The following is a 19,723-nucleotide window of genomic DNA, read 5'->3' as shown; positions in this document are numbered from 1 at the left end:
CCCAACTGTAAACGGCCTGTGCAAAACACTGGGCCTAGCCGAACCAACCAGCCTCGACGACGCGCCAATGAGCTTGCTGGACATTACCCGCGCCCTGCTCGGTGATCTGCGCGCCGACCCGCATAAGGCCAAGGCCGATCCACTCGAAATCGCCCGCGTCATGGGCCTGAACGGCAAAGGCTGGGCGTGGACGCCCTTCGTATTTTCCGCGCTGGGACAGCCATATGATGAAGACGTGCCCGTCAATTCAAAAACCGGATTAAACATCTGGAAAAACCTGCCCGAATGGGCCGAAGAAGCCCCTCCTCCACCTGCCTCTCACCATGGCGTAACCGAGGACGAAGCGCGCGAGCGCCTCGCCAAACTCCTCGGCCCCGAAGCCGAAAAACGCGAAGAACAAATGCAATATGCCAGCATGATTGCAAAGGCATTTACACCGCCAATCTCCTCCCAACACAATAATCCCCTCCCCCTTGGGGGGGAGGGTCAGGGTGGGGAGGCATCTTTACACCCTCCCCCTATCCCCCTCCCTCAAGGGAGGGGGGACTCCTCTTTTATTACCCCAACATCCATCATCCATTATTCCCACATCATCCTCGCCGAAGCAGGTACCGGCGTTGGTAAAACCCTTGGCTATCTTGCCCCGGCGAGCGTCTGGGCGGAAAAGAACCAAGGAACGGTGTGGATTTCCACCTACACCAAAAACCTCCAGCGCCAGATCGATCAGGAACTCGACCGCCTCTATCCCAACCCTGAGCTAAAAACCGTCCATGTGGCCACCCGCAAGGGCCGCGAGAACTATCTCTGCTTGCTGAACCTCGAAGAGGCAGCCGCCGGAGCGGCGCTCGCCAAACACCCAGATGCGGTTATAGCCGCCGGAATCATGGCGCGTTGGACCGCAGCCAGCAAAGACGGCGACCTCACCGGCGCGGACTATCCCGGCTGGCTGGCTGGCCTCTTGGGATACCGCCACACGTCCGCTCTGGCCGATCGCCGCGGCGAATGCATCTACTCCGCCTGCGATCATTACCACAAATGCTTTGTCGAACGCTCCGTGCGCAGCGCCGCCCACGCCCGCATCGTCGTCGCTAATCACGCACTGGTCATGATCTCCGCCGCACTCTCTACCCCCGGCGAAGACATGCCAACACGCTATATTTTCGATGAGGGCCACCATCTCTTCGAAGCCGCCGACAGCGCCTTTGCCGCCCACCTCACCGCGCGTGAGGCCCGCGACCTGCGCCGCTGGATTCTCGGCAATGAAAGCGGCCGCCGCGCCAGCCGCGCCCGTGGCCTCAAACGCCGCGCCGAAGACTTAACAGAAGGCATGCAAGACGCCGAAGAGCTTCTGCGCAAAATCTTAAACGTCGCCGAATGCCTGCCGATGGATGGATGGACCCGGCGCCTGCGCGACGGCCTCCCCTCCGGTCCAACCGAGCAATTTCTCGCGCAAATTTATAAGCAAATCCACGCCCGCGCTAATGGCCGTGACGGGCCATATTCACTAGAAACCGAACTTTTACCGGTAGACCCCGATGTGCTCACAGCCTCCCATAATCTCAAAACCGCACTACAACATTTACAAAAACCGATGCAAAGCCTTGCGCGCATTTTCAAAAAGAAACTCGCCAATGATGAAGGCCTCCTCGATACCGACACCCGCAAACGCCTCGAAGCCCTCAGCTCTTCTCTGGAGCGCCGTGCCACCCTGACGCTCCAGGCCTGGATACAAATGCTCGAAAACCTTGATAAAGGACCCTCCTCTGATAGTACTTCAGAATTTATCGACTGGATGGAAATCCAGCGCATTGACGGACACGCCGTCGATGTCGGGTTGTATCGCCACCATATCGACCCGATGCAGCCCTTCGCCACCAGCATCCGGCCTCACATCCACGGTATGGCAGTAACCTCAGCCACCTTGCGCGATTCCTCACAGGAAGATCAAGCCGATTGGACCAGTGCCTTGAAACGCACGGGCGCGGCCTATCTCAATCCCAACACAGAAACCCACAGCTTTGCCTCACCATTTGATTACGCAAACCAGACCAAAATTTTCGTTATCAATAATGTCAATAAACACGATCTCGATCAGGTCGCCGGGGCCTATCGCGCTCTGTTCAAGGCCGCAGGCGGCGGAGCACTCGGTCTTTTCACGGCCATATCGCGCCTGCGCGCTGTCCAGTCCCACATCGTCGATGAATTGGAACAATCCGGCCTGCCGCTCTACGCCCAACATGTTGATGAAATCGACACCGGCACGCTGGTCGATATGTTTCGTGAAAATGAACATGCCTGCCTGCTTGGCACCGATGCCGTGCGCGACGGGGTAGATGTTCCGGGCAATGCCTTGCGCCTGATTGTTTTTGACCGCGTTCCCTGGCCACGCCCGACTATATTGCACAAAGCCCGCCGCTATGCGTTCGGCGGGCGCGCCTATGACGAAATGATCACCCGCCTCAAACTCAAACAAGCCTTCGGCCGCCTCATCCGCAGCGAGGGCGATAAAGGCGTGTTTGTCATGCTCGATTCCGGCCTGCCCACCCGCCTGCAAAGCGCCTTTCCCAAGAATGTAGAGGTAGTAAAAACAGGCCTTTCCGAAGTCATCACCGCCATTCAGAAACATTTAGACACATAAGAACCTCACGCCGTCATTGCGAAGAGCGTCAGCGACGCGGCAATCTATCACAAAAAGCTCTTACAAGAGATGGATTGCTTCGCTTGCGCTCGCAATGACGAAAATCTCGAAAATGTGGATAAAATTCATTTTAGAATTCTCTTATAGACAGAATCGCCCAAAACTAAAAATGTTGCTGTGAACAAAAATGCAGTCTAAACTGCTCGCAATAGCAAAAAATACAACAACAGGGAATGTTTGCGTGAAGGGAGCCAGCATAATGACGCCTTTTATCCGGGAACTGCCAATCCGCGATCCTCTAGAGGCGTTCAGCGCCCTTGAACATTTACCATACTCCCTGCTGTTCGACAGCGCTGATCGTGACCATCCCAATGCCCGCTATTCCTTTGTCGTCTCCCACCCGATTGAAACACTGGAATATAAAGACGGCTCTATGCAAATCACCAATTGGGAAGAACAACTGAATATCGAAGGCGAGCCCTTCAAAATCATCAAAGAGCGCATAAAAAAATGGGTTCCTGAAAGCCAGCCCGTTCGTGGCTTGCCACCATTTCAGGGCGGACTGGCTGGTTATTTTGGCTACGATGTTGGCCGCGCACTGGAGAAACTTCCCCAAGACGCCGCCGACAACCCCGATATGCCCGATCTTGCGCTGGGCATTTACGATCAGGTACTGGCCTTCGACCATAAAAAAAATCAGGCCTGGATTATCACTCACGCGCCCAGTTATCACGAAGCCCGCCGTAAACAAGACTACGTACTGGGCCTGATCAAACACCCAACCCACCACGCGCCGCATCAGAACACCCATCTCGAATGGGAATCCAATTTCGATGCCTGCGATTACATGAATATGGTTGATAAGGTTATTGAATACATAAAGGCCGGTGATATTTTTCAAGCCAACGTATCCCAGCGTTTTGACGCAAACCTGCCGGAAGGTTTCAGCCCCTTTGCCCATTACCGCCATTTGCGCGAAGTAAATCCGGCCCCGTTCGCCGCCTATATGAACTGTGGGGACATAAAAATCTCTTCCGCCTCGCCAGAACGTTTCCTAACCGTCAAGGATAGCCGCGTTGAAACCCGTCCCATCAAGGGCACCCGCCCCCATATCGCCAACACCGCACTGGATCAAAAATACCGCTACGAGCTCGAAAATAGCGACAAAGACCGCGCCGAAAACACCATGATCGTTGATTTACTGCGCAACGATCTGTCAAAAGTCTGTAAAGTTAAATCGATCAAGGTCAGCGAGTTATGCAAGCTCGAGACCTTCGCCAGCGTGCATCATCTGGTCTCCACCATACACGGTGAACTCAAAAGCGGCAAAACTCCGCTTGACCTGATGAAAGCCTGCTTCCCCGGTGGCTCCATCACCGGCGCACCCAAAATCCGCGCCATGGAAATTATCGAAGAACTGGAACCTTCGCGGCGCGGTCCCTATTGCGGGGCCATGGGGTATATTGGCTTTGACGGCGCCATGGACAGCAACATCCTCATCCGCACATTGGTTTATGAAGACCGGAAAGTCAGCTTCCAGGTCGGCGGCGGCATTGTCGCCGATTCAAAGCCCGAAGACGAATATCAGGAAACCTTCTATAAAGCCGAAGGCCTCTTCCGCAGCTTCGAGCCCCCGCGCCACGAAACCGAAGAAGAAATTTTACGAGTGGGTTAATTCCACTTCCGCGTTATTCTGCACTTCGTTTGTAAGTACACCTTGATCGACACCCGCCCTGCAAAAAGAAAGATATTCTTTCCAAACCGGCTTCCTTTCCTCAATAGCAAAAAGTGCGTGCTGGTCTCTGTAACCTCCACCCTCTGGAACTTGTTCAAAAGCGCTTTGCAAAGCAATAGCAACACGCATCCGCTCTTCTTTCTTACCATTCAACCGTTCTAAAGCCTCAGCCTCTTGCATAATAACTTTAACAAAACGATGCGTTTTAACTACATCTGTTTCCCCTTCAGATACAGAAGCGAACCTATCAACAATACGCTGCACATCAGAATCTTCTAACAATCCACACCATACAACGCTTTTTGATACGTCATGACGTGCATCCCCGTTATATTGTCCGGAAAGTCCTGAAACAGCTTTGTTCAACGCTTCAGACACAACAGACCGACCACGATCACCAATCGAACGTAAACTATCCGCCTCATCCTCTAAGGCATGGCGAAGACATTGAAACCGATCAAGATCGCTCCAGCGTGTTCCTGCAGTAACCGCATTAAAACGCGTTAAAATCCGAGCAACAGCGCGATCTTCGTCAACAGCTTTTATTATCGCTACAATTTTCGGCATACAATATCCTCCTGCTTTGAAGGAATTCTTATACAGTTTTTATAGCAAATAACAACTCAAAAATGCACAATGGTACAGAATTTTCATATATTGCCAGCAGCCCCTTCAATATGCTTTAAAGAGCCATGTTTTTGGTCATCGACAATTACGACTCCTTCGTTCACAACCTCGCGCGGTATTTCGAAATCGCCGGGGTCAAAACTAAAATCGTCCGCAACGACGCCATCACGCTTAAAGAAATAAAAGCCCTAAAACCCGAAGCGCTGATCCTTTCCCCCGGCCCATGCACCCCGAAAGAAGCAGGCATATGTATTGAAGCCGTCAAAACGCTCGGCCCCACGCTGCCTATCCTCGGCGTATGTCTCGGTCACCAGGCCATCGGTGAAGCCTACGGCGCCCTTACCCTGCGCGCGCAAACACCTGTTCACGGCAAATCCACCACGATCACACACAACGCACAAGAGCTATTCAAAGACCTGCCCTCACCGCTAAATGTCGGGCGCTACCATTCCCTGATCGTACAACTATCTAAAATCTGCCCACTCGTAACAGACGCCCAAACACAAAGCGGTGAAATCATGGCCCTCAGCCATCCCGCCCATCCAGTTTACGGCGTACAATTTCACCCGGAATCTGTCTTGACACAGAGCGGGCAAAATCTTGTAAATAACTTTGTAGAGCTTGCAAAACGATGGCATAGTCCTGATGTCATCCCCGCCTTGTGCGGGGATCCGGATGCCCGCATAAAGCGGGCATGACAATATTGGAAAAAGCATGAACAACATCAAAACCCTCACAGTTTATCTCGGCTCTTCCGGCCATGCACGGCCCGTATTTAAAGATGCAGCACGTGCCCTCGGCCAAATTATCGGTGAAAAGAACATGCGCCTAACCTATGGCGGCATGGATGCCGGGTTAATGGGCTTGCTGGCCAAAGGGGCACTGGATGGCGGCGCCCACGTTACCGGCATCATCCCGCGCAAGCTCAAAGACAGCGAGCGCATCCTGCCCGGCCTGTCCGAAACCATAATGGTCGAGGACCTCTGGGACCGCAAAAAACGCATGTTCCAAATGGCCGATGCGGTCATCTCCCTGCCCGGCGGTTTTGGCACGCTCGATGAAAGCCTTGAAATGCTCTATTGGGCACAGCTCGGCTTGCATATCAAACCGCTCATACTGGTCAATGTCGAAGGCTATTGGAACGATTTGATCGCCTACCTCAATACCCTGCCCGATTTCGACCCGCGCTTCCTGATCGTCATCGAGAACACCGAAGACATTTTCCCGGCGCTGGAAAATTACCAGCCACCCACCGATATTTATGAAGAGCCGGATCACTACCCCCACTTCGAAGATGAAATCACCAGAGGCACCGATGAGCCCATCATCATCGACATCCCCAGCGTTGAAAACTCATACTACGCCGCCTGCGCGCTCGGCCTGAAACAATTGCACAAACATAAACGCGCAATCGGCTTTCTGAATCAGGACGGAGAATTCGACAATCTTCTGAAATGGATCACCCACGCAGCCAAAGAAACTTTTATCACCAGGCACTGTCTGGAGCTTTTCACTGTCGGAAGCGAAGAAGCAGCCTTACATGAAGCGCTAAAACATCAGAAATTCATAGAAATAGACCTCCACGGCGCCAAATGGGGACCGCGGGAAGGATGACCCTCAACACAATCCTTAAAAAAGCGTAAGTCCATCGCTAGAAAAATTTACAGGTCTACCATATGACTTTTCTGACTGAATCTCATAGGGCAAAGGAAGAAAATCTTGTTGATTTTCTCCAAGAAATGCCTTGTCATACTCTTCGCTCATGATCCTATCCAATGTTTGAAGATAAGCCTGCATTTCAGGCAATTCTTCAATCCCTAAAATCGTAGCAAGATCTATTGCAAAATACACGGGCACAAGCTCGTCCCGCCGCGCGGCATACCCTTCAAGAAACTGCTTATCAACCGCATTTTCTGGACGCTCAACGCCTAAAAAGTGCATAATACTCATCTTAAGATAATCATCGGAATAATAACGATCAAACCATTCCGGCTCTTCCGCTATCATTTGCCCGTGCAACTCAAAAACATCTCTTAAAAAAATCCCTGTCTTATAAATACTTTCATAAATTTTCCGAGAAACATTTTGCCGGTCTACAGTGCCACAAAACAATGTTTCATATTTTTCCGCCAGCGCCGTGCGCAAAGCACCATAACGATCCGCCAGATTTTTAATTTCAAGACCGTTAAAACCAAGCGTCCGCTTCGATAGAGAATACAACGCCGGATCCTCCGCAGTAATCTGATTGTAATCATTCATCGCATATTCATGCGCCATCTTTCCAGAGCAATCAAAATTCGTTGTTGGCTCTGCATCAGGAGTAAGCGACAAAATATCATTATTTTGCGCCCCCTCAGCCGCCTGCGCAAACGCAGCGCTGGCACTAACACTCAAAACAACAGCAACCAAAGCAGCAGGAACTTTTTTCATGAAAATTGAATCCTTTTTTCAAATTAAAAAACGGACCATAAAGAAAATAATAGCGTTATGTCAATAAAATAAAGACTTAAGCCGCCAGTTTGCCCGTCACGGCGGAAAGCTTGGCCTTAAGCAGCACCAGACGCTTTTCGATGCGCGCCTTGTCGGCGGCTTCCTCGGCGATACCCAGATCTTCATTGAGATCGGCAATTTTCTGCTCAATCTTTGTTTGATCGAGGTCGCTCACAAGAACGGCTTCTTCAGCCAGCACCGTGCATTGCTCCGCGCTTACGTCCGCAAACCCGCCCGCAATAAAAATCTTGCGCGCCTCGCCACCGGCCTGCTCATAAAGCTCAACAACACCGGGACGCAAAGACGCTACCAACGAAGCATGCCCGGCCAGCACGCCAAACTCCCCTTCATCACCGGGAATAACAGCCATATGCACCGGCTGGGAAACCAGCTTTTCCTCAGGAGACACCAGTTCAAATTGAATATTATTTTCCATAATACTGACCCTTTTTGGTTTGCGTTGTCGTTAATTTACTTAAGCTTACTTAGCTTTCTGAATATTTTCTTTGCTCAATAAGTTTTTGCATGTACCGCACCTCAAACTGTAAAACGGGATGCAGATAATCCAAAAACCACAAGTCAACAAAATCATTAACAATGTACCCAACCCCATGGGCCGCACAGGAAGAACTTCTTTTTCGCAATTGTTACAATACACTTTGTTCATAACTAAAATCTCACCCTTACTGTCATCCCCGCACAAGGCGGGGATCCGGATGCCCGCATAAAAGCGGGCATGACAGAATGAAAGTTATGCCGCCTCTGCCGCCATTTTCTTGGCTTTTTCAACCGCCTGATCGATCGTGCCAATCATATAGAACGCGCTTTCCGGCAGGTGGTCGTATTGCCCGTCAACAATCGCTTTAAAGCCTTTGATCGTGTCTTCAAGCTGACAGAACACACCCGGCGTACCGGTAAAGACCTCGGCCACATGGAACGGCTGTGACAAGAAACGCTGGATTTTCCGCGCGCGCGCCACAACCAGCTTGTCTTCTTCAGAAAGCTCATCCATCCCGAGAATAGCGATGATGTCCTGCAGGTTTTTATATTGCTGCAAAGTCTGCTGAACGCGGTTGGCCACGTCATAATGCTCCTGTCCGATGATACGTGGGTCAAGAATACGGCTGGTCGAATCCAGCGGATCCACAGCCGGATAAATACCCATTTCCGAAATTGCACGAGACAGCACCGTCGTAGCGTCCAGGTGCGCAAATGTTGTGGCCGGAGCCGGATCGGTCAAGTCATCCGCAGGCACGTAAACCGCCTGAATGGAGGTGATCGAGCCTTTATTCGTGGACGTAATGCGCTCTTGCATATTCCCCATCTCGGTGGACAGTGTTGGCTGATAACCCACAGCGGACGGAATGCGCCCCAGCAACGCAGACACTTCGGAACCCGCTTGTGTAAAGCGGAAGATATTGTCGAGGAAGAACAAAACGTCCTGACCTTCTTCGTCGCGGAAATATTCCGCCATGGTCAGCGCAGACAGCGCAACGCGCGCACGCGCGCCCGGCGGCTCGTTCATTTGACCGAACACAAGCGCCACTTTGGAGTTTTTGTAATCATGCTCTTTAATAACGCCTGCATCCATCATTTCGTGGTAAAGGTCGTTCCCTTCGCGGGTTCGCTCACCGACGCCGCCAAACACAGACACGCCGCCGTGGCCTTTCGCGATATTATTAATCAATTCCTGAATGGTCACAGTCTTACCCACGCCCGCGCCGCCAAACAGACCGATCTTACCGCCTTTGGCATAAGGACACAGCAGGTCAACGACCTTAATCCCCGTCACAAGCTGCTCAACTTCGGTCGCCTGATCTTCAAACGCCGGCGCTGCGCGGTGAATTTCCCAGCGCGCTTTTGTTTTCAGCGCAGGCCCTTCATCAATCACCTCACCCGTCACATTCATAATGCGTGAAAGCACTTCCGGGCCAACCGGCACAGAGATCCCCGCGCCCGTGTCAACCACTTCCGCGCCGCGCACCAGACCGTCTGTCATATCCATCGCAATCGCGCGCACAGTGTTCTCACCAAGGTGCTGTGCCACTTCCAGAACCAGGCGGTTGCCCTGATTGTCCGTCTCCAGCGCGTTCAAAATCGCCGGCACTTCGCCTTCGTTGAACTGCACATCCACAACCGCCCCCAAAACCTGGAGAATAGTGCCAACCGCACCTGTTGCTTTGCTTTTTGCTTTCGCTTTCGCCATTTTTTTGTCCTCTTATCGTTTAACTCTTACTCACCCGGGGCACGGGTGAAATTCATACTGTCTGTCCCGCTTTCACGACTAGGAAACACAGGCTTTCCGCTCGCTGTGCGACGAGATTTAACCCACCATCCATCTCTACGTCTTTCAGCAGTTTCCTGCACTTCTTGCCAATCCCTATTAACAGCAACTTTAACTTTAACTTCATCAGTCATATCAAATACTCCTTCTACTCAATCTTACACCGCCTCCGCGCCGGAGATGATCTCAATCAATTCCTTGGTAATGTAAGCCTGACGCGCACGGTTATAGGCCAGCGTAAGACTATCAATCATTTCCCCGGCATTGCGCGTCGCATTATCCATCGCCGTCATCCGCGCCGCCTGCTCACCGGCAGAGCTATCCAGCAAGCTGCGGAAAATCTGCACACCAATATTCCGCGGCAACAAGGCATTCAAAATCTGCTCTTCCTCTGGCTCAAAATCATACGGAGAGCTTAAACCCTCTTTGGTCTTTCCCGCCTTTTTCGGAGCTTTTTCCACCCCTTCGCTCTCCGGCAAAGCAAAAGGAATAATCTGCTGCACAGAAGGCTTTTGCGTCAACACGGAAACAAATTCGTTATAAACCAGATGACACACGTCAAATCCGCCAGCATCAAACCGCTCCAACACATATTCGGTAACCTTGCTGGCATCGGCAAACTCGACCTTTGACGCTCCCGTGACCCCGATAAACTTTTGCTCAATTTTCTTTCCAAAATCACTACGCAGCAAATCCCGTCCCTTACGCCCGACACAGACAATTGAAACATCCTTGCCCATGTCTTGAAGTTCTTTAATCTTCGCCCGCGCTTTCTTAACAAGGTTTCCATTAAACCCGCCGCAAAGCCCACGGTCAGCCGTCACAATCACCAGCAAATGCTTCTGATCACTGCCCGTTCCAGCCAGTAATGGAGAACTCGCATCGCTCACCACAACGCCGCCAGCAACGCGCGCCATCATATCGGCCATGCACTGCGCATAAGGCTGAGACGCTTCGGCTTGTTCCTGCGCCTTGCGCAACTTGGATGCCGCAACCATCTTCATCGCAGAGGTGATCTTGCGGGTCGATTTAACGGACGCTATCCGGTCTCTATAATCTCTTAAGCTTGGCATAACGACACCTCACCATCACGCTGGGCGTATAATGGACCAGACAGCGCTCTTCCCATAGCATAAACTAAAGCAGCATGTTTAGGGTCATCAAGGGGAATACCGCGCGGTTCACCATGATCAGCAGAAGAAAAAGCTATGAGCAACTCCATTCTCCCACCCCGGTCATCGTCAAACACATGAGAATCCACGCACAACGCACCACATCTACGAGCCGCAGTAAAAGCTTTTTCCAAATCTCCCAAAACATCATTTTCCATAGCTTAAGCTGCCGCTTTCTCACCAGCAAAACCATTGGTAAAATCACCAATAAATTCACGCAGCTTGGCTTCCAGCTCATCAGAAATTTTCTTTTCTTCCGCAAGCCTGTCAAGAAGACCCTGCCCCGATGAGCGCAATGTCTCCAGCAAGCGCGCCTCATAAGTCTCTACATCGGAAACGGCAATCCCGTCGAGATAACCTTTAGTTCCGGCAAAAATCACTACAACCTGTTCTTCAACGGTCAGCGGAGAATATTGCGGCTGCTTCAAAAGCACGGTCAAACGCTCACCACGCGCCAGCAATTTCTGCGTCGAGGCGTCCAGATCAGATGCAAACTGCGCAAACGCCTCCATTTCGCGATATTGCGCAAGTTCAAGTTTAATCGAACCTGCAACCTGTTTCATCGCCTTGATCTGCGCCGCAGAGCCAACGCGTGACACAGACAAACCAACGTTAATCGCCGGACGAATACCTTTATAAAACAGCCCCGTCTCCAGGAAGATCTGACCATCGGTGATCGAAATCACGTTGGTTGGAATATAGGCCGACACATCACCGGCCTGTGTTTCAATGATTGGCAAAGCGGTCAAAGACCCGCCACCTTGATCATTTGACATTTTCGCCGCACGCTCCAGCAAGCGAGAGTGAATATAGAACACATCGCCCGGATATGCTTCACGGCCAGGAGGACGACGAAGCAGCAAGGACATTTGGCGATACGCTACGGCTTGTTTCGAAAGATCGTCATAAACAACTAGACCATGCAGACCGTTATCACGGAAATACTCACCCATGGCCGCGCCGGTATAGGCCGCCAGATATTGCATCGGCGCTGGATCAGAAGCCGTCGCAGCGACCACGATAGAATATTCCATCGCACCCTGCTCTTCGAGTTCCTTCACAAGTTGCGCCACAGTCGAACGCTTCTGACCGATGGCAATGTAAATACAATACAAATGCTTCTTCTCATCAGACGCTTTGTTGATCGTGCGCTGATTAATGATCGTATCAATCGCAACAGCCGTTTTCCCGGTCTGACGGTCGCCAATAATCAATTCGCGTTGGCCCCGGCCAACAGGAACAAGCGCATCGACAGCCTTAAGACCTGATTGCATCGGCTCAAACACAGATTGACGAGGAATAATCCCCGGCGCTTTCACTTCAACGCGGCTGGTTTGCTTTGCCTTGATCGGACCTTTACCGTCAATCGGATTCCCCAGACCGTCCACAACGCGGCCCAAAAGCTCTTTCCCAACAGGAACCTCAACGATCTTCCCGGTCCGGCGCACGATGTCGCCTTCTTTAATGTTACGGTCATCGCCAAACACCACAACCCCGACATTGTCGGCCTCAAGGTTCAGCGCCATACCTTTAATACTGCCAGGAAATTCAACCATCTCCCCGGCCTGAACATTATCCAGCCCGTAAACGCGCGCCACACCGTCACCGATGGACAAAACCTTCCCAATTTCGGCCACATCCGCCTGCGCACCAAAATCGGCGATCTGTTTTTTGAGAATCTCGGAGATTTCTGCTGCTTTGATTTCCATTATTTCAAATCCTCTTTCTTATAAACCGCGAATACACACGAATGAACGCGAATATTCAAGATAAAACAATACGTTTCCAGTCTAGTTTTGAATGCTTAAAATTTAGGATTAAACCAACATCCAAACCTGTCGCCTTCAAATAATTTAAAACCTGTCCTTGCTCGTTCGAACCGATTTTATCAATTGTTTTTAACTCAACAATAACCTTACCAAACACTATAAAATCAGGAACATAAAGCCCAACATTCTGGCTTTTATAGTGAACTTCAAAACCGGGCTGCTGAGAAAACGGAATATCTTTTAAACCAAACTCAACAGCCAACGCGTTTTCATAGACTTTTTCCGCAAAACCACGGCCAAGCTCATTAAGAACAGACATAGCACACCCCGTTATCTGATAAACTTCATCCTTTAACAATAACGGTTCATTCATAGTCATAAATTCGTGTCTATTCGTGTTCATTCGCGGTTTTTTACCCAACCTCTTTCAATGAGACATTCTCGTTCGCACCGCCGCCCATGGAGACTTTCAAACGCTCCAGCTTCCGGCGCACGGAATCATCAATCATATAAGACCCGACTGTCACCACCATACCGCCCAGAATATCTGGCTTCACATTCGCGCACACAGCAACCTCTTTACCGATCGCCTTGGACAATGCCGCCTCCAGCTCTTTCTGCTGCTTCGCAGACAAATCTTGCGCCACATCGACATTCACGGCAATCGCCCCGCGTCGCTTATCCAGAGCCGCCGCAAAGGCTTCAAGTATTTTGGGCAAACCGCCCAACCGGCCATTCTTAACCAACAGCCCTAAAAAATTTTTGGTAATATCCTGGAATTTAGCATGATCGGCCAAAGTCCCCATAGCTTTCAACAAAGAATCCTCAGCATAAAGCGGGCTACGAATCGCCCCGCGCAAATCATCGGAAGCCTCAACCATCGCCTTCAATTCCTGAAGATCTTTCTCAACTTTATCCAGCTTCTTTGTCTTTTCAGCCAGTTCCATCAATGCATTAGCATAGCGTTGACTCACAACAGAAGAGGCTTGGCTTGATGATGACACGCTCTATGGCTCCCTTTGAGTTCTTTTTCCGTGTTGGGCGAGGATTTAGCATAGCGCGCCGACCATGACAAGCCCAAAAACCTTATTAAAGGACGTTTTCAATGCAATGTGTTGCCTCCTGAAAAACCGCACAAAATCCATCCTGTTAACACACAAACTATATTCTAAAAAATGCACCTTGAACCAACTCAAATAAACGCTATACAAAACACATGATTTCACGCAAAGGCACCTTCGCCCTTTTTACCCTAATTATCCTTGAAGGATATGTAGTTCTATCCTCAGAACTCATAGCCATTCGCCTAAACCTGCCTTTTGTAGGCAGCGGCACCGACACCATTTCAATTATCATTGCTGCAATTTTGATGCCCTTGGCCTTTGGCTATCACGCAGGCGGACGGTTTAAACCAGGAAATCATATAATATTCCCCGGCTTTAAAAATCATATAAACATACGCGAAAAACTTATTATCAACCTACTGACGGCGCTCATATTCTTACTATTCGCTTTATCCTATAGCTTCATTGATCTGTTTTTTAACACTATATATGAAACAGGATTTAAAAACCGCATCATTGCCACTACGCTCTACGCCATGCTCTTTCTAGTCATGCCCGTATACCTCCTAGGACAAACCATCCCTTTAAGCTGTAATTTTTTTAAGCAGAAAAAACTGGCCAAAATCACAGGGAAAATCTTATTTTGTTCCACTCTTGGGTCTTTTGCCGGAGCAATTTTTTCAACCTTGGTGCTCATGAGCCATATTGGCGTCCACAACACCGCCATCATCAATTTTTTCATTTTGGGATTATTAATTACCCTCCTAAGCCGCGAACGCATGTCCCTGCGCATTGCCCTGACCTGGACGCTTATACTCGCCGGAGTAATGACCAATTCTTCACAGGCAATGAGAAGAGAACACTCCATTGTAGAAAACAACCAATACAACACGATTTCCATTATTCAAGATCATAATGAACGCCATCTGGTCTTGAATGGAAACATGTCCTCAATGTACTCAGATGATCATCGTAAATATAAATATGTTCAGTTTATTGAACAAATAGCACTTGGCCCCATTTGGAACGAAACCGACAACCCGAAAGACATTTTAGTTATCGGCGCGGGCGCTTTCACCCTGGGATATGGTGATAAAGGCAATCACTATGAATATGTTGATATAGACAAAAGCCTCAAAGATATCGCCGAAAAATTTATTCTGAAACAACCTTTACAAAATAACCAGACCTTCCATCCTCTACCCGCCCGTGCATTTTTGACACAAACGAATAAAAAATACGATGTTATTATTCTGGATGCCTATCAAGGAATTGCCAGCATCCCTGAACATCTCATCACACGTGAATTCTTTGCTGAAATTAAAGATCATCTAAAAGACGATGGAAAAATGTTAGGAAATTTTGCCGTAATACCTAACTTCAAATCAGCATTCAGCCGCAATCTGGACAACACCATTCGCAGCGTATTTCCACACGTTTCACGTCACTCAATCCATGATTACTACGCCCTATGGCAAGAAGAAGACAGCACCATAACAAACATGATTTATATTTACAGCAACAATCCTGACACCGACACAAAAACAATCTATTCCGATTTAAAAAACAGATCGTTCCTCGATGATCCCGGTGAGACCGATTAGCATCACAGGCCTATAGCAAAAATGAAAGCAACTGAGAAAAGGCAAAAACCTTAAACTCGCCAAAAGCAAAACGCGATGGATCAACAGCCATAACAACCGCGCGAAATACCAAAAGATGCAAAACATAAAACTCTAAAGTCCGCCGCCCCAAAAGCATAAGCAAAAGCGCCGGAGGAAAAGAGCGCACATTCACCTTCTCAAACACATGAATATTAAAGCGATAAAGCAGGAAGCTTAAAACGACCATCCCAGCGACAAAAAAGAAAAATTGCCCCGCAGATAAACTCGGCAGCAATAAACTCTGCACAAGAATATACGCAAAACTACCGGCTGCAAAAAACGCCCAGACCATCCAGCTCGGCGCGGCCACATCGCCTTTATGCCGCCGCAAGGCCCCCATAAGTGTAAACAAAAACCCCAACGTCCCATATTCGATAAAAACCAGACTCGGCGGCGCTGCAAATGAAAGCAAAAAGAACATGCCCAAAAATGCTTCTGTGTTGCGTAGAGCATGCCTATAGAGCCAATCAACCGACAACCGTGCCAAAATAAGTGTAAAAAGAATATTGAGAGGAAACAGATACTCCCCGGAGACAAGAGTAGAGCCCGCCACCACCAGCGCCAGTATCCAAAACAGCCGTGGAACCTCACGCGTCTTCGCATAACCGATCAGAAAAAACCAGACCGGCACACTCAAACGCCCAATCACCCGCAGCCAAATCTCTTCAGGAAAGAAAAAATAACCGACATGATCCACGACCATTAAAACCAGCGCCAGCGCTTTCAGAAGATCATACGACGTCAGCGCAGAAGATATTTTCTGAGTTTTTAAAACCCCGCTCAAAGCCATCGCCAGTTCCACAACCCATATTCATGAAGTCCCAAAGCCATCGCCGTAAATTTAAACGCCATAAGATGCAAAACATAAATGACCAGTGAATGACGCCCAAACAACCGAAGCATCCCGCTTAAAACCGGCCCCAAACGATCATCAAGCCCCTCATGAATTTTTGGCTTAAACGGGCTAAGCAGCAATAAGAAAACAGCCGTAACACCAGCCGATACAAACAAAAACTGCGCCGTCGAAAAGCCAAAAGCCGCCGCCTCAATCCCGGCATAAACCAGAATAACCCCGACCATGTAACGCTCTTGTAATTTCTGAACCGCCGCATCATCTTTGGGCCAATGCCGTACCATATACCCGAACCCGGCAATCAAAAACGCCATCGTCCCGTAATCAAATATCACAAAAGTCGGGAGGACCAACGCCGATAAAACGCCAAAAGCCAGCCAAAACCGAGACAATTCCGGCACCAGATAAACCATGACCTTATCAAGAACCAAACGCGTCAGTCCAATCGTCACCAGAATATCCAGCGCCAACACCGCATCGCCGGTAATAAAATCCGTAAGCGTTAGCACCACCGCCCCCAGCCAGAAAACCGCAGGCACCTCCCGGCTGCGCGCATAACCGATGAGAAAAATCCACACCGGAAAGCTCATTCGTCCAACCACGCGCCACCACAAATCATCCGGAAAAAACACCATGCCAATGTGATCAATAATCATCGTGATCAGGGCAAAGCTTTTCAGAAGATCATAAGAAGTAATCTGGGTTGGTAAGGCCTTGGCGTTCATAAAAGAATGCTCTCATAAAATACGCCTAAAAGGAAGACAACCCCGCTCAAACCCCCAACCGTAAACAATATTTGACATAAGGTTGAATTTTTGGCATATTACGCGCCATAGGATTTAAAAGAATTATTCAACACAAAAATTTGGAGACAACCATGCCCGGCGCAATATCATCACTAACATCTAAATTCCCGGCACTAAACATATTCACAGGAGAGCAAGACGATATTCCAGAAGACGCGTTGACAGAATCAAGGTTGCCCGAAAATTACGGCCGAACACAAACCTTAGAAAAAGCTATTCAACACCGACTGGATCAGGCCCGCATCACTGATGAAGACCTCAATCCCAAACCTGTTCACGAACTCAGAATCGCGGGACTTCTTTAACTCCTATAAAAAACTCTGCGGATCGATGTCAATATAAACCCGCACGGTTGACGGCACTTTGACCGCGCCGACCCAATACGCAATAGTCTTTTGAATATCCAGCGCCTTGTCCGCCTGCACCAGTAAACGATAGCGATATTTCCCGCGCAGCCGCGCAAACGGCGCAGGCGCAGGTCCCAGCGTCGTAATCCCCCCACCTTCTGTAGAGCTTTGCGGCGCAGACCGCCCCAGCGCCTTAGCCACCTCGAACGCTTGGCGCTCATCACGCCCTGAAACAATAATCCCGACCAATCGGCTATAAGGCGGCATATGCGCCGCTTCTCGCTCCGCCGCTTCCGTCTCCAAAAACGGATCACGCAAACCTTCGGCCAGCGCTTTCATAATCCTATGCTCCGGCATGAAGGTCTGGAGCAAGACGCGGCCCCGCTTATCCTCACGCCCGGCGCGCCCTGCCACTTGGTGCAGTAATTGATAACACCGCTCCGCCGCGCGCAGCTCGCCGCCTTGCAAGCCCAAATCCGCATCGACCACGCCAACCAACGTCAAATTCGGGAAATGATGCCCCTTGGCAATAATCTGCGTCCCGATAATAATATCGATCTTGTCATCCTTAATGTCCTGCAACATCTTGCTGAGCGCCTCACTGTTTTCCGCCGTATCACTGGCCAGCATCAAAATCCGCGCTTCGGGAAACAGGCTGTGCACCTCCTCATAAATGCGCTCCACCCCCGGCCCGCACGCCGCAAAACTATCCTCCTCCTGACATTCCGGGCAAGCTTTCGGCATACGCTGCGCATATCCACAATGATGACACTGAAGCGCCCCGGTTTTCTTATGTTCCACCAGCCACGCCGTGCAACGCGGACACTCCATCCGATGCCCGCAGCTCCGGCACAGCGTCAGCGGTGCATAGCCCCTCCGGTTTAAAAACAATAACGCCTGCTCCCCGCGTTCCAGCGTCTCGGCAATTGCCTGCTTCAAACCGGCAGAAATGAAATGCTGTGCATCAGGCTTCTGGTTTTTATCGCGCATATCAACGAGTTCGATATCCGGCATTCGCGCCCCGCCAAACCGGTCCGGCAAATGCAAATGCTCATACCGGCCAATCCATGCATTATGCACCGTCTCAAGGCTCGGCGTCGCGGAAACTAACACCACCGGAAAACTGCCCAGAAGCGCCCGCACCACCGCCATATCCCGCGCATGATAAATCACGCCGTCCTCCTGCTTATAGGCTGACTCATGCTCCTCATCGACAATAATCAACCCCAAATCCTGATAGGGTAAAAACAGCGCCGATCGCGCCCCAACCACAACCTTTGTATGACCTTCCGCTACGCCGCGCCACGTCGTTTTGCGCGTCCCACCCGATAAATGCGAATGCCAGAGCGCTGGCGCACAGCCAAAACGAGCCACGAACCGATCCAAAAACGCATTCGACAGCGCAATTTCCGGCAATAAAATAAGAACCTGCCGACCCTGTTTTAAAACCTCCGCCACCGCTTCAAAATAAACTTCCGTCTTCCCCGCGCCTGTCACCCCATCAAGCAAAACCGCATGAAATTCCTTCGCCTTCACAGCCTCTGTAAGCCGCCCGGCCACCGCATCCTGATCTTCCGACAGTGCCGCCCCACTTCGCAAAGCATCAGGCCGCCTGCACGGCGCGGGGTTAAAAATCTCTACCTCTTTGACCAGCCCTTTCCCGGCCAACCCTTTGACAACGCCTGCACTAACATCGGCCATGCGCACAACATCTGCCGCAATCCGGGGGCTTCCATCGGCCAAAACATCCAGAACTTGCTGTTGTTTAACAGTAACGTCATTGCGAGGAGGATCGCCAGATCCGACGCGGCAATCTACATCCTCTAGATTGCTTCGCTCCGCTCGCAATGACGAAGCTATGACATACCCCTTCGCTGGCTTTGGTAAATTCAGCCCCGCCGGAACCGACAGCGCCATCTTCAACACAAAGCCCTTCGGCGACATCGTATAACGCGCCACCCAGTCGATAAATTCGCGCATCACACCGGGCATCGGCTTAATATTATGCTTGCACACAACCGCCTTAAGCTTGCCCAGCTTCACATCACCCGCAGGCTCACCCCACACCACCGCCGGAACCTCTCTCCCCCCCAAAGGCACGGTCACATAATCACCGGGGACCAAATCCAACCCTTCCGGCACAATATAATCGTAAGCCTTATCCACCGGATACGGCACCAGCACAGACATCACTGCCCCCGGCAAAGCCTGCGCTTTTTGCTCTTCAACCTCTTGAAAAAGATTCTGCATCTGATAGTTATAAGCAAATTTTAC

The 19,723-nt window shown here is 50.3% G+C and carries 19 protein-coding genes; 6 read left to right on the top strand and 13 right to left on the bottom strand.

All coding sequences use genetic code 11. From position 1 onward, the window contains the following. The first annotated feature begins 67 nt into the window (after window positions 1-67). Both H6859_01205 and pabB read left to right on the top strand, forming a co-directional pair. The gene (locus H6859_01205) at window positions 68-2,638 is read left to right on the top strand and encodes an ATP-dependent DNA helicase (GenBank protein USO06652.1); all 2,571 of its coding nucleotides are present in this window, start codon (window positions 68-70) and stop codon (window positions 2,636-2,638) included. 259 nt (window positions 2,639-2,897) lie between these two features. Beyond that, complete coding sequence (gene pabB, locus H6859_01200; GenBank protein ID USO05851.1) at window positions 2,898-4,313, top strand: aminodeoxychorismate synthase component I; 1,416 nt, start codon at window positions 2,898-2,900, stop codon at window positions 4,311-4,313. Here the strand turns inward: pabB and H6859_01195 are convergent. Next, window positions 4,299-4,940 (bottom strand): hypothetical protein, encoded by a 642-nt coding sequence (locus H6859_01195; GenBank protein USO05850.1) that lies wholly within the window; start codon window positions 4,938-4,940, stop codon window positions 4,299-4,301. The two genes, pabB and H6859_01195, sit on opposite strands and share 15 nt — an antisense overlap. Window positions 4,941-5,065: 125 nt before the next feature. On the opposite strand from H6859_01195, the gene H6859_01190 reads away from it, so the two are divergent. Then, the gene (locus H6859_01190; GenBank protein USO05849.1) at window positions 5,066-5,698 is read left to right on the top strand and encodes an aminodeoxychorismate/anthranilate synthase component II; all 633 of its coding nucleotides are present in this window, start codon (window positions 5,066-5,068) and stop codon (window positions 5,696-5,698) included. Between the two features lie 16 nt (window positions 5,699-5,714). Beyond that, window positions 5,715-6,614, top strand: a complete 900-nt coding sequence (locus tag H6859_01185; GenBank protein USO05848.1) for a TIGR00730 family Rossman fold protein — start codon at window positions 5,715-5,717, stop codon at window positions 6,612-6,614. A gap of 15 nt (window positions 6,615-6,629) precedes the next feature. Here the strand turns inward: H6859_01185 and H6859_01180 are convergent, their stop codons facing one another. From H6859_01180 to H6859_01140, 9 genes are all read right to left on the bottom strand, one after another. Beyond that, entirely contained in the window at window positions 6,630-7,430 is an 801-nt protein-coding gene (locus H6859_01180; GenBank protein USO05847.1) for a hypothetical protein, read from the bottom strand. Between the two features lie 76 nt (window positions 7,431-7,506). Beyond that, a complete protein-coding gene (gene atpC / locus H6859_01175) occupies window positions 7,507-7,926 on the bottom strand; it encodes an ATP synthase F1 subunit epsilon (protein USO05846.1) in 420 nt (139 codons plus the stop codon). 315 nt (window positions 7,927-8,241) lie between these two features. Further along, entirely contained in the window at window positions 8,242-9,696 is a 1,455-nt protein-coding gene (gene atpD, locus H6859_01170; protein USO05845.1) for a F0F1 ATP synthase subunit beta, read from the bottom strand. A gap of 26 nt (window positions 9,697-9,722) precedes the next feature. Continuing rightward, a complete protein-coding gene (locus H6859_01165; protein USO05844.1) occupies window positions 9,723-9,908 on the bottom strand; it encodes a hypothetical protein in 186 nt (61 codons plus the stop codon). Between the two features lie 24 nt (window positions 9,909-9,932). Next, a complete protein-coding gene (locus H6859_01160; GenBank protein ID USO05843.1) occupies window positions 9,933-10,847 on the bottom strand; it encodes a F0F1 ATP synthase subunit gamma in 915 nt (304 codons plus the stop codon). Continuing rightward, the gene (locus H6859_01155; GenBank protein ID USO05842.1) at window positions 10,835-11,104 is read right to left on the bottom strand and encodes a hypothetical protein; all 270 of its coding nucleotides are present in this window, start codon (window positions 11,102-11,104) and stop codon (window positions 10,835-10,837) included. Before H6859_01155 ends, H6859_01160 begins: the two co-directional genes overlap by 13 nt. A gap of 3 nt (window positions 11,105-11,107) precedes the next feature. Then, the gene (locus H6859_01150) at window positions 11,108-12,655 is read right to left on the bottom strand and encodes a F0F1 ATP synthase subunit alpha (protein ID USO05841.1); all 1,548 of its coding nucleotides are present in this window, start codon (window positions 12,653-12,655) and stop codon (window positions 11,108-11,110) included. Between the two features lie 55 nt (window positions 12,656-12,710). Further along, the gene (locus tag H6859_01145) at window positions 12,711-13,118 is read right to left on the bottom strand and encodes a GxxExxY protein (protein USO05840.1); all 408 of its coding nucleotides are present in this window, start codon (window positions 13,116-13,118) and stop codon (window positions 12,711-12,713) included. A 10-nt stretch (window positions 13,119-13,128) separates the two neighbouring features. Then, window positions 13,129-13,719, bottom strand: a complete 591-nt coding sequence (locus H6859_01140) for a F0F1 ATP synthase subunit delta (GenBank protein USO05839.1) — start codon at window positions 13,717-13,719, stop codon at window positions 13,129-13,131. 212 nt (window positions 13,720-13,931) lie between these two features. Here H6859_01140 and H6859_01135 point away from each other — a divergent pair, with 212 nt between their 5' ends. Continuing rightward, complete coding sequence (locus H6859_01135; protein USO05838.1) at window positions 13,932-15,383, top strand: fused MFS/spermidine synthase; 1,452 nt, start codon at window positions 13,932-13,934, stop codon at window positions 15,381-15,383. A 10-nt stretch (window positions 15,384-15,393) separates the two neighbouring features. Here H6859_01135 and H6859_01130 read toward each other — a convergent pair whose 3' ends face one another. Next, complete coding sequence (locus H6859_01130; GenBank protein ID USO05837.1) at window positions 15,394-16,245, bottom strand: hypothetical protein; 852 nt, start codon at window positions 16,243-16,245, stop codon at window positions 15,394-15,396. After that, window positions 16,224-17,021, bottom strand: a complete 798-nt coding sequence (locus H6859_01125; GenBank protein ID USO05836.1) for a hypothetical protein — start codon at window positions 17,019-17,021, stop codon at window positions 16,224-16,226. Before H6859_01125 ends, H6859_01130 begins: the two co-directional genes overlap by 22 nt. Before the next feature lie 152 nt (window positions 17,022-17,173). Here H6859_01125 and H6859_01120 point away from each other — a divergent pair, with 152 nt between their 5' ends. Further along, the gene (locus H6859_01120; GenBank protein USO05835.1) at window positions 17,174-17,407 is read left to right on the top strand and encodes a hypothetical protein; all 234 of its coding nucleotides are present in this window, start codon (window positions 17,174-17,176) and stop codon (window positions 17,405-17,407) included. Window positions 17,408-17,410: 3 nt separating this feature from the next. Here H6859_01120 and H6859_01115 read toward each other — a convergent pair whose 3' ends face one another. After that, a complete protein-coding gene (locus H6859_01115) occupies window positions 17,411-19,699 on the bottom strand; it encodes a primosomal protein N' (protein USO05834.1) in 2,289 nt (762 codons plus the stop codon). Window positions 19,700-19,723: the final 24 nt, after the last annotated feature.

The organism is Rhodospirillales bacterium, assembly GCA_023898785.1.
In the GTDB taxonomy this organism is placed as follows: Bacteria; Pseudomonadota; Alphaproteobacteria; order Micavibrionales; family Micavibrionaceae; genus TMED27.
This window is presented reverse-complemented; position numbering and strand designations above follow the sequence as displayed.

Bases quoted from the DNA above. Each gene is read 5' to 3' on its own strand.
- H6859_01205 (USO06652.1), top strand. From the start codon at position 68: ATGAGCTTGCTGGACATTACCCGCGCCCTGCTCGGTGATCTGCGCGCC.
- pabB (USO05851.1), top strand. From the start codon at position 2,898: ATGACGCCTTTTATCCGGGAACTGCCAATCCGCGATCCTCTAGAGGCG.
- H6859_01195 (USO05850.1), bottom strand. From the start codon at position 4,940: ATGCCGAAAATTGTAGCGATAATAAAAGCTGTTGACGAAGATCGCGCT.
- H6859_01190 (USO05849.1), top strand. From the start codon at position 5,066: ATGTTTTTGGTCATCGACAATTACGACTCCTTCGTTCACAACCTCGCG.
- H6859_01185 (USO05848.1), top strand. From the start codon at position 5,715: ATGAACAACATCAAAACCCTCACAGTTTATCTCGGCTCTTCCGGCCAT.
- H6859_01180 (USO05847.1), bottom strand. From the start codon at position 7,430: ATGAAAAAAGTTCCTGCTGCTTTGGTTGCTGTTGTTTTGAGTGTTAGT.
- atpC (USO05846.1), bottom strand. From the start codon at position 7,926: ATGGAAAATAATATTCAATTTGAACTGGTGTCTCCTGAGGAAAAGCTG.
- atpD (USO05845.1), bottom strand. From the start codon at position 9,696: ATGGCGAAAGCGAAAGCAAAAAGCAAAGCAACAGGTGCGGTTGGCACT.
- H6859_01165 (USO05844.1), bottom strand. From the start codon at position 9,908: ATGACTGATGAAGTTAAAGTTAAAGTTGCTGTTAATAGGGATTGGCAA.
- H6859_01160 (USO05843.1), bottom strand. From the start codon at position 10,847: ATGCCAAGCTTAAGAGATTATAGAGACCGGATAGCGTCCGTTAAATCG.
- H6859_01155 (USO05842.1), bottom strand. From the start codon at position 11,104: ATGGAAAATGATGTTTTGGGAGATTTGGAAAAAGCTTTTACTGCGGCT.
- H6859_01150 (USO05841.1), bottom strand. From the start codon at position 12,655: ATGGAAATCAAAGCAGCAGAAATCTCCGAGATTCTCAAAAAACAGATC.
- H6859_01145 (USO05840.1), bottom strand. From the start codon at position 13,118: ATGAACACGAATAGACACGAATTTATGACTATGAATGAACCGTTATTG.
- H6859_01135 (USO05838.1), top strand. From the start codon at position 13,932: ATGATTTCACGCAAAGGCACCTTCGCCCTTTTTACCCTAATTATCCTT.
- H6859_01125 (USO05836.1), bottom strand. From the start codon at position 17,021: ATGAACGCCAAGGCCTTACCAACCCAGATTACTTCTTATGATCTTCTG.
- H6859_01120 (USO05835.1), top strand. From the start codon at position 17,174: ATGCCCGGCGCAATATCATCACTAACATCTAAATTCCCGGCACTAAAC.
- H6859_01115 (USO05834.1), bottom strand. From the start codon at position 19,699: ATGCAGAATCTTTTTCAAGAGGTTGAAGAGCAAAAAGCGCAGGCTTTG.